This window comes from Sphingomonas aurea (assembly GCF_030678875.1).
Taxonomy (GTDB): Bacteria; Pseudomonadota; Alphaproteobacteria; order Sphingomonadales; family Sphingomonadaceae; genus Sphingomonas; species Sphingomonas aurea.
Window position 1 is genome coordinate 32,799 of sequence record NZ_JAUUDS010000001.1, and the last position, 11,596, is coordinate 44,394.

Below are 11,596 nucleotides of genomic sequence, written 5' to 3' on the forward strand. Positions count from 1 at the left end.
TTACGTCTGCACGGGCAACGCGAACGTGCCCGCTTTTCCTGTCGGGGGGCAGTGTGGCACAAACATGGCCGATGGCCCAACCGCGCCGCCCTATTCCGCCCCTGGATGCAGCCGCGCTCGACCGGCTGGCGCTGCGCTACGTCGAGCGGTTCGCGACGACACGGGGGAAACTGGCCGACTATCTGCGCCGCAAGGTGCGCGAGCGGGGCTGGGACGGAGCGCCCGCCGATCCCGAGGCGGTGGCGGCGCGGATGGTCGCGCTCGGCTATGTCGACGATCGGGCCTATGCCGAGGCGAAGGCGGCGGCGCTGACCCGGCGCGGACTGGGCGGCGGGCGGGTGGCGGCGGCGCTGCGCCAGGCGCGGGTCGGCGAGGCGGACAGCGAAGCGGTGCGCCCGGTGGTCGAGGAGGGTGCGGTCGACAGCGCGCTGGCCTTTGCCCGGCGCAAGCGGATCGGCCCCTTCGCCGCGACCCCGGCCGACCGGCCGCTGCGCGAGAAGCAGATCGGCGCGATGATCCGCGCCGGCCATTCCTTTGCGCTCGCCCGTACGATCGCCGGTTCGCCGCCGGGAGAGCTTCCCCAATTCGATGACCGTATGACGTCAACTTCTTGCGACGACGCGGAACCATGCTAGTTGTCAGCCGTCAGGGGTGACGGAATGAGGGCGCAGCAGGAGCAGGTGGACGGTACGGCGGTTGAGCCGATGCCGGTCGCCGGTGTCATCAAATGGTTCGACGTGACCCGCGGCTTCGGCTTTGCGGTGGCGGACGACGCATCGGTCGGCGACGTGCTGGTGCACTTCAGCGTGCTGCAGCCGCACGGCCGCCGCAGCCTGCCAGAGGGCGCACGCGTCGAGGCGCTGGTCGTCGAGCGGGGGCGCGGTTACCAGGCGAGCGAGATCGTCGCGATCGACCTGACCGATGCGGTCGCCGAGCCGCCGCCCGTGCGGCCACGCGGCGGCAGTGCCCGGATCGACCCGGTGTCGCTGATCGACACCGCCGGCCCGTTCGAGCCGGTCAGCGTGAAATGGTTCAACCGGCTGAAGGGCTATGGTTTCCTGATCCGCGCGGCGGACGGGTGCGACGTGTTCGTCCATATGGAAACGCTGCGCCGCGCTGGGATCGGCGAGGTCGAGCCCGACGAGCCCCTGCGCGCCCGCGTGGTCGATGGCGGCAAGGGTCCACTCGCCGCGGCGGTCGAGCGTACCCACGGGTGAGGGTGCGGATCGCCGCGCTGCTGCTCGCCTGCATGCTGCCCGGTTGCGGTCGCGGCGATGACGCGCAGCAGGCCGCGGCGGTGCGCGTCGTGCCGGTAACGGTCGAGGGGCCGGGCGGGCGGCATGTCTTTCGGGCCGAAGTCGCGCGGACCGCGGCCGAGCAGGAGCGGGGGCTGATGTACCGCACCGGGCTGGCGCCCGACTTCGGCATGCTCTTCGCGCCCTATCCGCCGGACGGCGGCGCGCCGAAGCTGGCGAGCTTCTGGATGCGCAACACGCCCAGCCCGCTCGACATCCTCTTCATCCGCGCCGACGGCACGATCGCGCGGATCGCCGAGAACGCCATTCCCTTCTCCGACGCTCCGATCCTGTCGGGCGAGCCGGTGGCGGCGGTGCTCGAGGTGCCCGGCGGGCGCACGGCGGAGCTGGGCATTGGTGAGGGCGACCGCGTCCGCTGGGCCAAAGGGGCTGTTGCTGGCGACGCCGCGCCGCGGTAAGCGGGCGGCATGGGCATCAATCGCAATCCTTTCACCTGGTGGAACGGCGCCAGCTGGGGCACCATCTTCTACGGTCTTCGCGGCATGCGGAAGATGGGCGAGGACGCACTCGGCAACGTCTATTACGAGGGTGGCAAGGACACCGCCGGCAATCCGCGCCGCTGGGTGATCTATCAGGGCGCGAACGATGCCAGCCGGGTGCCACCGGCCTGGTTCAGCTGGCTGCACCATCAGGTCGACGACGTGCCCGACCGTGCGCTGCCGCCCGAGCGGCCGTGGCAGAAGCCGGCCGTGCCGAATATGACCGGCACCGCGCTCGCCTATCGCCCGCCCGGCGCGCTGGAAAAGGGCGGCCGCCGCGCCGCCGCGACCGGCGACTATGAAGCGTGGACGCCCGAGGGATGATACGCTGGCTGGCCGCGGTCGTGGTGGCCGCGGCGCTGCTTGCCGGCGGGTGGTTCGGCTATCGCGCGCTGACCGACCGTTCCGCTCCGCCCGCCGCGACGCGGGTCGCGCAGGTCGTGCCCGAGGGCATGCCCGACGATATCGAGACGATCGCGACCGGCACGTCGACCGCGGACCAGGGCACCACGCCGATGGCGCAGCGGGTCGCGGTCCTCGGCCTGCTCAACAAGCGCAACGGCGAGGCGCGGGAACTCACGTTGAAGCCCGGCGCCGCGGTGCGGTACGGCGACGTCGTGGTCAGGCTCTCCGCCTGCGAGAAGACGGCACCCTGGGAGCCGGAGGCGCTGACCGGCGCCTTCGTGCAGGTCGACGTGCGCGGCGCGGATCGCGGCTGGCGGCGGGCGTTCTCGGGCTGGCTGTTCAAGGAGCGGCCGGCGCTCAACGTCGTCGATCACCCGATCTACGATGTGTGGACCAAGAGCTGCACGATGTCCTTTCCGACGACCGATCCGGACACCGAGGCGGTTGCGCGGCCGACGCGGTCGAGTGCGCCGAAATCCGCGACGCCGACACCTGTACCCGCCGACGACGCGTCGCCCAGCGCCGCACCCAGCAATTCCATATAGCGCGCCCGCGGCATCTCGACCGCGCCGAGCGAGGCGAGGTGCGGGGTCTGGAATTGGCAGTCGAGCAGCGTGAACCCGCCGGCCCGCAATCGCGCGACGAGCCAGGCGAGCGCGACCTTCGACGCGTCGGTCGCGCGGCTGACCATGCTCTCGCCGAAGAACGCCCTGCCCAGCGCCAGGCCATAGAGCCCGCCGACCAGCCGATCGCCGTCCCAGCACTCGATCGAATGGGCATAGCCCTTGCGGTGCAGGTCGACGAACACCTGCTCGATGCTGCCGTTGATCCAGGTTTCGGGCCGACCGGCGACGCTTTCTGCACATAGCCGCAGGATCGCGGTGAAATCGCGGTCGGCGGTCACGCGGAACCGGTCGGCGGCGACCGTCCGTCGCAGCGATTTCGACAGTCTGAATCCGTCGAGCGGCAGGATCGCCCGCCGCCGCGGCTCGACCCAGTACACGCCGGCGGCGTCGCGTGCGTCCGCCATTGGGAACACGCCGAGCGTATAGGCGCCGAGCACGATCTGCGGGTCAAGGCGCTCCATCGTCACACGGCAGGGTGACGGCGGCCGGGCGGACTGGCAAGAAAAAAGGCCGGCGGACGATGCCGCCGACCTCGATGGGTGGCCGTGATCGACCGGTCAGTCGTGACAGGTGAGGGCCGGCTTGCCGGCGACGGTTACCGTCACGCTCTTCTCGTCGCCCGTCATGGTCGTGCCGTTCTCGCCGACATAGGGCTTGCCGGCCTCGGGCGCGGTCAGGCGCACCGGCGTCGCGGTCGAGGGGACGCGCACGCTGGCGAGCTTGTCGCCCTGGAAGAAGGTGACGCCGACCAGCGAACCATTGGCGCAGCGCAGCGTCTTGTCGGCGCGAATCGCCGGCGGCAGCTCGACCGGCGCGGCATTCGCCAACTGGTTCTTCATCGGATCGGGGTTGGTTTCGATCACCTCGGGCTGCGACGGCTGCGAGTTGCAGGCGGCGAGCGCCAGGAGCGGGAGGAGCAGGGTGGGGCGCATCTTCATAGCGGTTCCGCGCTTTGCCAATGCCCGCGGCAGCGTCAAGCACGGATATGCCGCAGGCGCGAAAAAGCGGCAGAGCGTTTACCGGATCGCCGGTACCACGTCGGTGCGGCCGAAGTCGTCGCCCTTGAACAGCAGCGGCTCACCCGTCTCCTTCGCCAGCGCATAGGCGAAGCAGTCGCCGAAGTTCAGCCGGGCAGGGTGGCCGGTGCCGATGCCGTAGGTGCGATAGGCGAGCGCGGCGAGATGGGCCTGGGTCGTGGTCACGGGCGCGATCTCGATCCGCCACTCAGCCATCATTCCGGCGAGCGTGGCGTCGTGCATGCCCCGGAAGCGACGGAGCAATACCGCGGCAAGCTCGACCCAAGACCCCGCCGACAGGCGTACGCCGGGTGTCTTGCTCAGAAGCGCGTCGAAGATTGCTGCGTCGGGTTCCTCGATCAGCACGGCGAGTATCGCCGATGTGTCTACGATCACGCGGGCAGCCCATCCTCGTCGTAGATCGAGTCCATGACTTCTTTCAAATTCTGGTGCTTGAGTGTGGGATCCCGACGATGTGCCTCGGCAACCAGTGCCCGGACTGCCGCGCTCCGCCGTTTCACGTCCGCCTCGCGCTCGGCGATGGCCTGCTCCAGCGCGCCGCGGATCGTTTCGGTGATCGAGCGGCCGGTCTTGTCGGCCAGTTCGCGGGCCAGGCGCACCGTTTCCGGGTCCTTGATGTTCAGCTGGACGCCCATCGTTCTACCTCCTGCCGCGAGCTTCTACCACTAGCCCCGCTTGGCGGCAACCAAGCCGGCATCGCTTGGCCGGACGGGGCGGGCGACCTATGTGCCGGATATGCCCATCGTTCCCGACACGCTGTCCCTTATCGGCCATACCCCGCTCGTCCGGCTGAAGGGGCCGAGCGCGGTGGCCGGCGCCGACATCTTCGGCAAGTGCGAGTTTGCCAATCCGGGTGCGTCCGTGAAGGATCGTGCCGCGTTGAGCATCGTGGAGGACGCGGAGGCGCGCGGGCAGTTGCATCCCGGCGGCACGATCGTCGAGGGGACGGCGGGCAATACCGGTATCGGCCTGGCGCTGGTGGCGAACGCCAAGGGCTATCGCACGATCATCGTCATGCCCGAGACGCAGAGCCGCGAGAAGATGGACACGCTGCGCGCGCTGGGGGCGGAGCTGGTGCTGGTGCCGGCCGCGCCCTACGCCAGCCCCTGCCATTTCGTCCACACCTCGCGCCGGATCGCCGAGGAGACGCCGGGCGCGATCTGGGCGAACCAGTTCGACAACATCGCCAACCGCCGCGCCCACATCACCGGTACCGCCGAGGAGATCTGGACGCAGATGGAGGGGCGGATCGACGGCTTCACCTGCGCGGCCGGCACCGGCGGGACGCTCGCCGGGGTCGGCATGGGACTGAAGGCGAAGGACGAGGGCGTGACGATCGCGCTCACCGATCCGCACGGCGCCGCGCTCTACAATTATTACGCGCATGGCGAGCTGAAGGCAGAAGGGTCGTCGGTCGCCGAGGGGATCGGACAGGGGCGGATCACCGCCAATCTGGAGGGCGCGCCGATCGACGCGCAGTTCCGCATCTCCGACGAGGAGGGCTATCACTGGGTCCGGCGGCTGCTCGACGAGGAGGGGCTGTGCCTCGGCCTGTCGTCCGGCATCAACGTCGCCGGCGCGGTCGCCCTGGCGCGGCAACTGGGGACAGGCAGCAGGGTCGCGACGATCCTGTGCGATACCGGCTTCCGCTATCTCTCGACCCTCCACGACCCGGCCTGGCGTGCAGAAAAGGGGCTGGGGCAGGCCGCGGCTTGAGAAATGCGCGGCGAGCGGGTAGATAGGTCGGACAAGATGGATGTCCGGCCGGAACCCTCGCAGCCGATCCAGCGCATCAAGGTCGGCATGATCGGCCTGCTCGCGGTGGTGGTGCTGATCGCGATCGCCAGTGCGATCATTAGCAGCGCCACGCGTGAACGCCCGGTCGCGGGCTCTGCCCAGGCCAATCTGGTCGCCGAGATCGCCGCGACCAACGACAGTGCGGCGATGGGCACCGGCGAACCGCTCGCCGAGATGGGCGTTGCGCCGAGCAGCGCCAATCTACAGGGGCCGGTAGCTCCCGAAAACTGACGGCCGCGATTCGCTTCAGCGGCATTGGCCACCTGATTTCCCGATATACCTCCGTGCGCGCAGCGCCGTCGGACGCGCGAAGGATCCTGCGCCAATCGCGCAACGGCGACATCGTCGACGCGTGTCGACCGTCCTGAACTGGCAAGTAAGCTGCGGCACCTGAGCCGCTTCCGTCCTATTCTGAGACAATCTTGCTTGGACGCTGAATTAGCACCATTTTTGTTCGCTCCCCACGAATGCCGCTCATTTCACCTCCTCCAGCTGTTCAATGGAGCGATCTCCCCTGATTTCCCTAAAAATCCCGTTGCGACCCAAGGATCGCGCTGATACGTACAGGTTAACTCAGGGGCAGAATTCCCGTGGCCGTTGGTGGTCGGAGGGTGGCGATGGCTGCTTTCCGGGTTGGGGAAGTCTTGCCTGCAGAGGGGCGGAGTCGGCGTGTGGACAGGGGGCGATATCAGGGCGATGGCATCGGTCTTGTCGACGACAAGGGCCGCGTTGCCATACCTGCCGCACTCCGCGCGACGCTTGCCGCCAATGCGCCCAAGGCCGATGGCAAGACCGGCGGCACGATCGTGATCGGCGCGCACCAGAAGAACCCCTGCCTGGTTGCCTATGATCCCCTGTACCTCGATATCCTCGCCGCCCAGCTCGACAAGCGCGAGGCGGAGCATGTCGGCCCCGACGGCGAGTTCGACTATAATATCAAGCGCGCCGCCGCCTCGGGAGAGGCGGTGCCGTTCGACGGGTCCGGCCGTTTCATCATGCCCGCCTTTCCGCGTTTCTACGCCGGCATCGGCGAGCACGCCTTCTTCTACGGCGTGCTCGACTATATCGAGATCTGGGACCCGAAGACGCTGATCGAGACGGACGGTATTCCGCGCGTCGTGAAGGCGATGGCGGCATTCCACATGCAGCAGAAGGGGATCGCGCTGTGAGCGACCTCCAGACGCCCGATCCCCGGTTTTCCCCGGACGCGCCTCACATCCCGGTGCTGCTCGCCGAGGTCGCCGCCGGACTGGCGCCGCAGCCCGGCGAGACGATGGTCGATGCCACATTCGGCGCCGGCGGCTACACGCGCGCGCTGCTGGCGACAGGGGCGCGGGTGATCGCGTTCGACCGCGATCCCGACGCGATCCGCGCCGGGCAGGCGGCGGCGATCGACGGGCTGACGCTGGTCCATGCCGACTTCTCCGCGATGGAGGGTGAGCTTGCGCGACTGGGCGCGGTACCTGTCGACGGCGTGACGATGGACATCGGCGTATCGTCGATGCAGCTCGACCAGGCCGGGCGCGGCTTCTCGTTCCAGACGGACGGGCCGCTCGATATGCGGATGAGCCAGGAGGGGCCGAGCGCGGCCGATTTCCTGAACGACGCGGACGAGGCGGAGATCGCCGACGTCATCTATCGTTATGGGGACGAGCCCAAGTCGCGGCGGATCGCCCGCGCGATCGTGGCGGCGCGTCCGCTGACCCGTACTGCGGAGCTGGCGGCGCTGGTCCGCCGCGCGACCGGGCACAAGCCGCACGACAAGAAGGATCCCGCGACCCGCACCTTCCAGGCGATTCGCATCCATGTGAACCGCGAGTTGGGGGAGCTGGCCGATGGCCTGGCGGCGGCGGAGCGGGTGCTGAAGCCCGGCGGGCGGCTGGCGGTGGTGACGTTCCACAGCCTAGAGGACCGGATGGTCAAGCGCTTCCTGCGCGACCGGTCGGGTGCCGCGCCTTCAGCTTCGCGTCATCTGCCGCAGGCGAGTGTTGCGGCGGCGCCCAGTTTTGAACAGGTCGGTCGCGCGATCCGTGCGGGTGAGTCGGAGATCGCGGCGAATCCGCGGGCACGATCGGCGACGCTTCGGGTGGCACGGCGCACCGCCGCCCCGGCGTGGCAGGGCGGGCGGGGGCGAGAGGAGACAGGACGATGACGGCGGCGTATCGGTTGCGGGGGATCGGCTGGTTCGGGGGCTGTGTCGCCGCCGTGCTGGGCTTTTACCTGATCTCGCTCCACGTCGCCGGCGAGCGCAAGAAGCTCGACCTGGTCAACCGCCGCATCGCCGCGGCGGAGCGGGACATTCGCGCGCTGGAGACCGAGTTCGACACGCGCGCCAACCTGGTCCAGCTGGAGAAATGGAACGGCGACACGCTGGCCCTGACCGCGCCGGTCGCCGGCCAGTTCGTCAGCGACGAGGCGGCGCTCGCCTCGCTCGACGTCAATGCGGCACCGTCGGCGAGCGGCGCGGGCGAGATGCGGCAGGCGGCGCTGGTCGTGCCCGCCGGCGTGCCGCAGCCGTCCCCGGCGATGACGCTGGTTGCCGCCAATGCGCCGGTGTCGGCACCCGTCCCCACCGGTCGCGTGACGACGACGGTCAGCATTGCGGCCGCCACGCCCGTCCGCGCGACGCCGGTCGCGGTCGCCCGTGCTGCGGCGGCGGTGGCGAAGGTGCGGCCGGAGGCGGTCGCGCTGCTCGACCGCAAGCTGCTGTCCGATTCGACGCTCGGCGACATCCTGACCGGCGCGCGGACCGAGGCGGGTCACCGCCGTTGACGACCCTGGTCGCCCGTCCGGTCTCGCATCGGGGCACCGTCCAGCAGCGCCACCAGCTGGTGGCGACCGCGCATACGCGCCTGATGATGATGATGCTGGCGTTCGCCGCGGCGGTGCTGCTGGTGATCGCGCGGCTCGGAATGCTGGCGGTGCTGTCGGGGTCCGAGGCAGAGGCGCGTGCCGCGGCGATCGCCGGGCGCGGCGATATCGTCGACCGCAATGGCGCGCCGCTTGCCCGCACCATCGACGCCTGGACGATCGCGGTTCACCCGAAGAAGCTGATCGGCGACCCGATGGAGATCGCCGCCCGCCTCGCCGCGCTGATGCCCGATCGCGGCGACCAGGCCTGGTTCTACCAGCAGCTGACCAAGCCGGTATCCTTCACCTACCTCCAGCGCCGCGCCAGCCCCGCGCTGGTCGAGCAGGTCAACGCGATCGGCGAGCCGGCGCTGGTCTTCGCGCGCGAGACTCAGCGCCTCTATCCGCAGTCGACCATGGCGGCCCACGCGCTCGGCTTCCTGTCGGTCGACGGGCGCGGCATGTCGGGGATGGAGCGGGTACTCGACGAGCGGCTGACCAACCCCGCCACCGCCGGCAAACCCGTCGCCCTGTCGCTCGACACCCGCGTGCAGGCGGCGATGGAGAGCGAGCTTGGCCGCGCCATGCAGACCTTCTCGGCGCGCGGCGCCGGCGGCATCGTCATGGACGTGTCAACTGGCGAGGTGATCGCGATGGTGTCGCTGCCGACCTTCAATCCCAACCGGGTCGGGATGGCGGGCAGCGAGGAGCTGCGCAACATCACCACCCAGAGCGTGTTCGAACTGGGTTCGACCTTCAAGCCGATCACCATGGCGACGGCGATGGAAACGGGCGTTGTCACCTCCTTCGCCCGCCGCTTCGACGCGACCCATCCCTTGCAGGTCGGCGGCTACACCATCCATGACGAGCGCGGCGATCCGAAGCGCTGGCTGAACATGGCCGAGACGCTGATCTATTCCTCCAACATCGCCACGGCGCGCGTCGCCGACGAGGTCGGGCCGGAGCGGATGCAGGCCATGTTCCGCAAGCTGGGCTTCGACACCCGGCCCGACATCGAACTGCGCGAGAAGGGTGGGCCGCTCTGGCCGAAATACTGGGCTCGCACGACGACGATGACCACCGCCTATGGCCATGGCATCGCGGTCACGCCGCTCCACCTCGCCAGCGCCTATGCCACCCTGGTCAATGGCGGCATCTGGCGACCGGCGACCCTGCTGAAGGTCGAACCGGGTCACGCCGCCGCCGGTCGCCGCGTGCTGAGCGAGGCGACGAGCGCGCGGATGCGGCAGATGCTGCGGCTGATCGTGATGCGCGGCACCGGTCGCAAGGGCGACGCCCCCGGCTACCGGGTCGGCGGCAAGACCGGTACGGCAGAGGCGGCGGTGGCCGGCGGGTACGACCGGTCGCGCAACGTCGCCACCTTCGCGGCGGCTTTCCCGATGGACGCGCCGCGCTATGTCGTGCTGGCGATGCTCGACTCGCCGCTGGGGACGAAGGAGACCTACGGGTGGAAGACCGCTGCCTGGAACGCCGCGCCCGTGGTCGGGCGCACAATCTCGCGGGTCGGGGCGATGCTGGGCGTCGTGCCGGACGAGCGGCGCGACATCGACGTCTCGGACATCGTGCCGACCCTATGGGACGACCCGTCCCGCCGACAGCCGACCGGCCAGTGAGCGCGGTGGCATGAGGCTGGGGCAGCTGACCGGCGGTGACGAGGCGGTGGCGGTGACGGGCTTCGCGATCGACCATCGCAAGGTGGCGCCCGGCACGGTCTTCGGCGCCTTTCGCGGCACGCGGGTGAATGGCGAGGATTTCATCGCAGAGGCGGTGCGCGCCGGCGCGGTCGCCGTCGTCGCCGCGCCCGATGCGGTGGTCGAGGGTGCGGTCCACATCGCCGACGACGAGCCGCGTGCCGCCTTTGCTCGCCTTGCCGCACGCTTCTTCGGCCCGTTTCCGGCGACGACGGTCGCGGTGACGGGAACCAACGGCAAGACATCGGTCGTAGAGATGACCCGCCAGCTGTGGCGGATGGCGGGGCACCACGCTGCCTCGATCGGCACGCTGGGCGTCACCACTGCCGACGAGCGGGTGACGACCGGGCTGACCACCCCCGACGTCGTGACCTTTCTGTCCAACGTCGCCGGACTGGCGCGTGAGGGGGTGACGCATCTGGCGTTCGAGGCATCCAGCCACGGCCTGACCCAGTACCGGACCGAGGGGCTGCGCGTCTCGGCCGCCGCCTTCACCAACCTGTCGCGCGATCACCTCGACTATCACGGCGACATGGGCGCGTATCTAACCGCCAAGCTGCGGCTATTCTCCGAGGTGCTGTGTCCGAACGGCACCGCCGTCATCTGGGTCGACGATCCGGAAGCGGGGCGAGTGTTCGACCTGGCCCATGCGCGCGGCAACCGGCTGGTCACGGTCGGCGAGCGCGGCAACACGCTGAGACTGGTCGGCCGCGAGCCGACGCTGCTGGGGCAGGGGCTGGTGATCGAGGCGGAAGGGGCGACGCACCGCGTCCAGCTGCCGCTGATCGGTGCCTATCAGGCGGCCAACGCGCTGGTCGCCGCCGGGCTGGTGATCGCAACTGGTGCCGAGGTCGGGCCGACGCTGGCGGCGCTCGCCCGGTTGCAGCCGGTGCGCGGTCGGCTGGAGCGGGCCGCCATCGCGCCAAGCGGGGCGCCGATCTATGTCGACTACGCCCACACCCCCGATGCGCTGGAGGCGGCGATCGCCGCCCTGAAGCCCCATGCGGGCGGGCGCCTGATCGCGGTGTTCGGTGCCGGTGGGGATCGCGATGCGGGCAAGCGCGAGACGATGGGCCAGGTCGCCGCCGCGCGTGCCGACCGGGTCTACGTCACCGACGACAATCCCCGCCACGAGGACGCCGCGACGATCCGCCGCCAGGTCCTGCGCGGCTGCCCCGAGGCGACCGAGATCGGCGACCGCCGCACCGCCATCGCTACGGCGATCGCCGAGGCTGGCGCGGAGGACATCGTGCTGATCGCCGGCAAGGGCCACGAGCAGGGCCAGATCGTCGGCGACCTGGTGCTGCCGTTCGACGATGTCTCGGTAGCGCGCGAGGTGGCGGCGTGAGGATCGCCACGATCCTCCCCGGCACG

The 11,596-nt window shown here is 70.0% G+C and carries 15 protein-coding genes and 1 pseudogene; 12 read left to right on the plus strand and 4 right to left on the minus strand.

Going from position 1 to position 11,596, the window contains the following annotated elements; all coding sequences use genetic code 11:
• The first annotated feature begins 71 nt into the window (after nucleotides 1-71).
• The 5 genes and pseudogenes from Q5H91_RS00150 to Q5H91_RS16495 all read left to right on the plus strand — a co-directional run.
• Entirely contained in the window at nucleotides 72-635 is a 564-nt protein-coding gene (locus Q5H91_RS00150; protein WP_305171210.1) for a regulatory protein RecX, read from the plus strand.
• 24 nt (nucleotides 636-659) lie between these two features.
• Nucleotides 660-1,217, plus strand: coding sequence for a cold-shock protein (locus tag Q5H91_RS00155; protein ID WP_305171211.1), 558 nt, complete (start codon nucleotides 660-662; stop codon nucleotides 1,215-1,217).
• 32 nt (nucleotides 1,218-1,249) lie between these two features.
• Nucleotides 1,250-1,714, plus strand: a complete 465-nt coding sequence (locus Q5H91_RS00160) for a DUF192 domain-containing protein (protein WP_305172323.1) — start codon at nucleotides 1,250-1,252, stop codon at nucleotides 1,712-1,714.
• Nucleotides 1,715-1,723: 9 nt separating this feature from the next.
• The gene (locus Q5H91_RS00165; protein ID WP_305171212.1) at nucleotides 1,724-2,119 is read left to right on the plus strand and encodes an NADH:ubiquinone oxidoreductase subunit NDUFA12; all 396 of its coding nucleotides are present in this window, start codon (nucleotides 1,724-1,726) and stop codon (nucleotides 2,117-2,119) included.
• A 191-nt stretch (nucleotides 2,120-2,310) separates the two neighbouring features.
• Nucleotides 2,311-2,544: pseudogene (locus Q5H91_RS16495) on the plus strand (DUF2155 domain-containing protein); the annotation flags it as partial.
• A gap of 35 nt (nucleotides 2,545-2,579) precedes the next feature.
• Here the strand turns inward: Q5H91_RS16495 and aat are convergent.
• The 4 genes from aat to Q5H91_RS00190 form a co-directional block, all read right to left on the minus strand.
• A complete protein-coding gene (gene aat / locus Q5H91_RS00175) occupies nucleotides 2,580-3,287 on the minus strand; it encodes a leucyl/phenylalanyl-tRNA--protein transferase (RefSeq protein ID WP_305171213.1) in 708 nt (235 codons plus the stop codon).
• Between the two features lie 96 nt (nucleotides 3,288-3,383).
• A complete protein-coding gene (locus Q5H91_RS00180; RefSeq protein ID WP_305171214.1) occupies nucleotides 3,384-3,764 on the minus strand; it encodes a hypothetical protein in 381 nt (126 codons plus the stop codon).
• A gap of 78 nt (nucleotides 3,765-3,842) precedes the next feature.
• The gene (locus Q5H91_RS00185; RefSeq protein ID WP_305171215.1) at nucleotides 3,843-4,238 is read right to left on the minus strand and encodes a type II toxin-antitoxin system VapC family toxin; all 396 of its coding nucleotides are present in this window, start codon (nucleotides 4,236-4,238) and stop codon (nucleotides 3,843-3,845) included.
• Nucleotides 4,235-4,498: a type II toxin-antitoxin system VapB family antitoxin gene (locus Q5H91_RS00190; RefSeq protein WP_305171216.1), complete on the minus strand. Its 264-nt coding sequence runs from the start codon at nucleotides 4,496-4,498 to the stop codon at nucleotides 4,235-4,237. Before Q5H91_RS00190 ends, Q5H91_RS00185 begins: the two co-directional genes overlap by 4 nt.
• A gap of 100 nt (nucleotides 4,499-4,598) precedes the next feature.
• Between Q5H91_RS00190 and Q5H91_RS00195 the strand changes: the two genes are divergently transcribed.
• The 7 genes from Q5H91_RS00195 to Q5H91_RS00225 all read left to right on the plus strand — a co-directional run bounded on the left by Q5H91_RS00195 (nucleotide 4,599) and on the right by Q5H91_RS00225 (nucleotide 11,570).
• Entirely contained in the window at nucleotides 4,599-5,579 is a 981-nt protein-coding gene (locus Q5H91_RS00195; RefSeq protein WP_305171217.1) for a cysteine synthase A, read from the plus strand.
• A 36-nt stretch (nucleotides 5,580-5,615) separates the two neighbouring features.
• Nucleotides 5,616-5,891: a hypothetical protein gene (locus tag Q5H91_RS00200; protein WP_305171218.1), complete on the plus strand. Its 276-nt coding sequence runs from the start codon at nucleotides 5,616-5,618 to the stop codon at nucleotides 5,889-5,891.
• A gap of 440 nt (nucleotides 5,892-6,331) precedes the next feature.
• Complete coding sequence (locus tag Q5H91_RS00205; RefSeq protein WP_305171219.1) at nucleotides 6,332-6,829, plus strand: division/cell wall cluster transcriptional repressor MraZ; 498 nt, start codon at nucleotides 6,332-6,334, stop codon at nucleotides 6,827-6,829.
• A complete protein-coding gene (gene rsmH / locus Q5H91_RS00210) occupies nucleotides 6,826-7,812 on the plus strand; it encodes a 16S rRNA (cytosine(1402)-N(4))-methyltransferase RsmH (RefSeq protein WP_305171220.1) in 987 nt (328 codons plus the stop codon). Before Q5H91_RS00205 ends, rsmH begins: the two co-directional genes overlap by 4 nt.
• Nucleotides 7,809-8,432, plus strand: a complete 624-nt coding sequence (locus Q5H91_RS00215) for a hypothetical protein (RefSeq protein ID WP_305171221.1) — start codon at nucleotides 7,809-7,811, stop codon at nucleotides 8,430-8,432. Before rsmH ends, Q5H91_RS00215 begins: the two co-directional genes overlap by 4 nt.
• On the plus strand, nucleotides 8,429-10,144 hold the full coding sequence (locus tag Q5H91_RS00220) for a peptidoglycan D,D-transpeptidase FtsI family protein (RefSeq protein ID WP_305171222.1): 1,716 nt from the start codon (nucleotides 8,429-8,431) through the stop codon (nucleotides 10,142-10,144). Before Q5H91_RS00215 ends, Q5H91_RS00220 begins: the two co-directional genes overlap by 4 nt.
• Before the next feature lie 10 nt (nucleotides 10,145-10,154).
• On the plus strand, nucleotides 10,155-11,570 hold the full coding sequence (locus tag Q5H91_RS00225; RefSeq protein WP_305171223.1) for a UDP-N-acetylmuramoyl-L-alanyl-D-glutamate--2,6-diaminopimelate ligase: 1,416 nt from the start codon (nucleotides 10,155-10,157) through the stop codon (nucleotides 11,568-11,570).
• Nucleotides 11,571-11,596: the final 26 nt, after the last annotated feature.

What these genes read in the sequence shown, in the direction of transcription:
- Q5H91_RS00150 (WP_305171210.1), top strand. Translation starts at nt 72, where the DNA reads ATGGCCCAACCGCGCCGCCCTATTCCGCCCCTGGATGCAGCCGCGCTC.
- Q5H91_RS00155 (WP_305171211.1), top strand. Translation starts at nt 660, where the DNA reads ATGAGGGCGCAGCAGGAGCAGGTGGACGGTACGGCGGTTGAGCCGATG.
- Q5H91_RS00160 (WP_305172323.1), top strand. Translation starts at nt 1,250, where the DNA reads ATGCTGCCCGGTTGCGGTCGCGGCGATGACGCGCAGCAGGCCGCGGCG.
- Q5H91_RS00165 (WP_305171212.1), top strand. Translation starts at nt 1,724, where the DNA reads ATGGGCATCAATCGCAATCCTTTCACCTGGTGGAACGGCGCCAGCTGG.
- aat (WP_305171213.1), bottom strand. Translation starts at nt 3,287, where the DNA reads ATGGAGCGCCTTGACCCGCAGATCGTGCTCGGCGCCTATACGCTCGGC.
- Q5H91_RS00180 (WP_305171214.1), bottom strand. Translation starts at nt 3,764, where the DNA reads ATGAAGATGCGCCCCACCCTGCTCCTCCCGCTCCTGGCGCTCGCCGCC.
- Q5H91_RS00190 (WP_305171216.1), bottom strand. Translation starts at nt 4,498, where the DNA reads ATGGGCGTCCAGCTGAACATCAAGGACCCGGAAACGGTGCGCCTGGCC.
- Q5H91_RS00195 (WP_305171217.1), top strand. Translation starts at nt 4,599, where the DNA reads ATGCCCATCGTTCCCGACACGCTGTCCCTTATCGGCCATACCCCGCTC.
- Q5H91_RS00200 (WP_305171218.1), top strand. Translation starts at nt 5,616, where the DNA reads ATGGATGTCCGGCCGGAACCCTCGCAGCCGATCCAGCGCATCAAGGTC.
- Q5H91_RS00215 (WP_305171221.1), top strand. Translation starts at nt 7,809, where the DNA reads ATGACGGCGGCGTATCGGTTGCGGGGGATCGGCTGGTTCGGGGGCTGT.
- Q5H91_RS00225 (WP_305171223.1), top strand. Translation starts at nt 10,155, where the DNA reads ATGAGGCTGGGGCAGCTGACCGGCGGTGACGAGGCGGTGGCGGTGACG.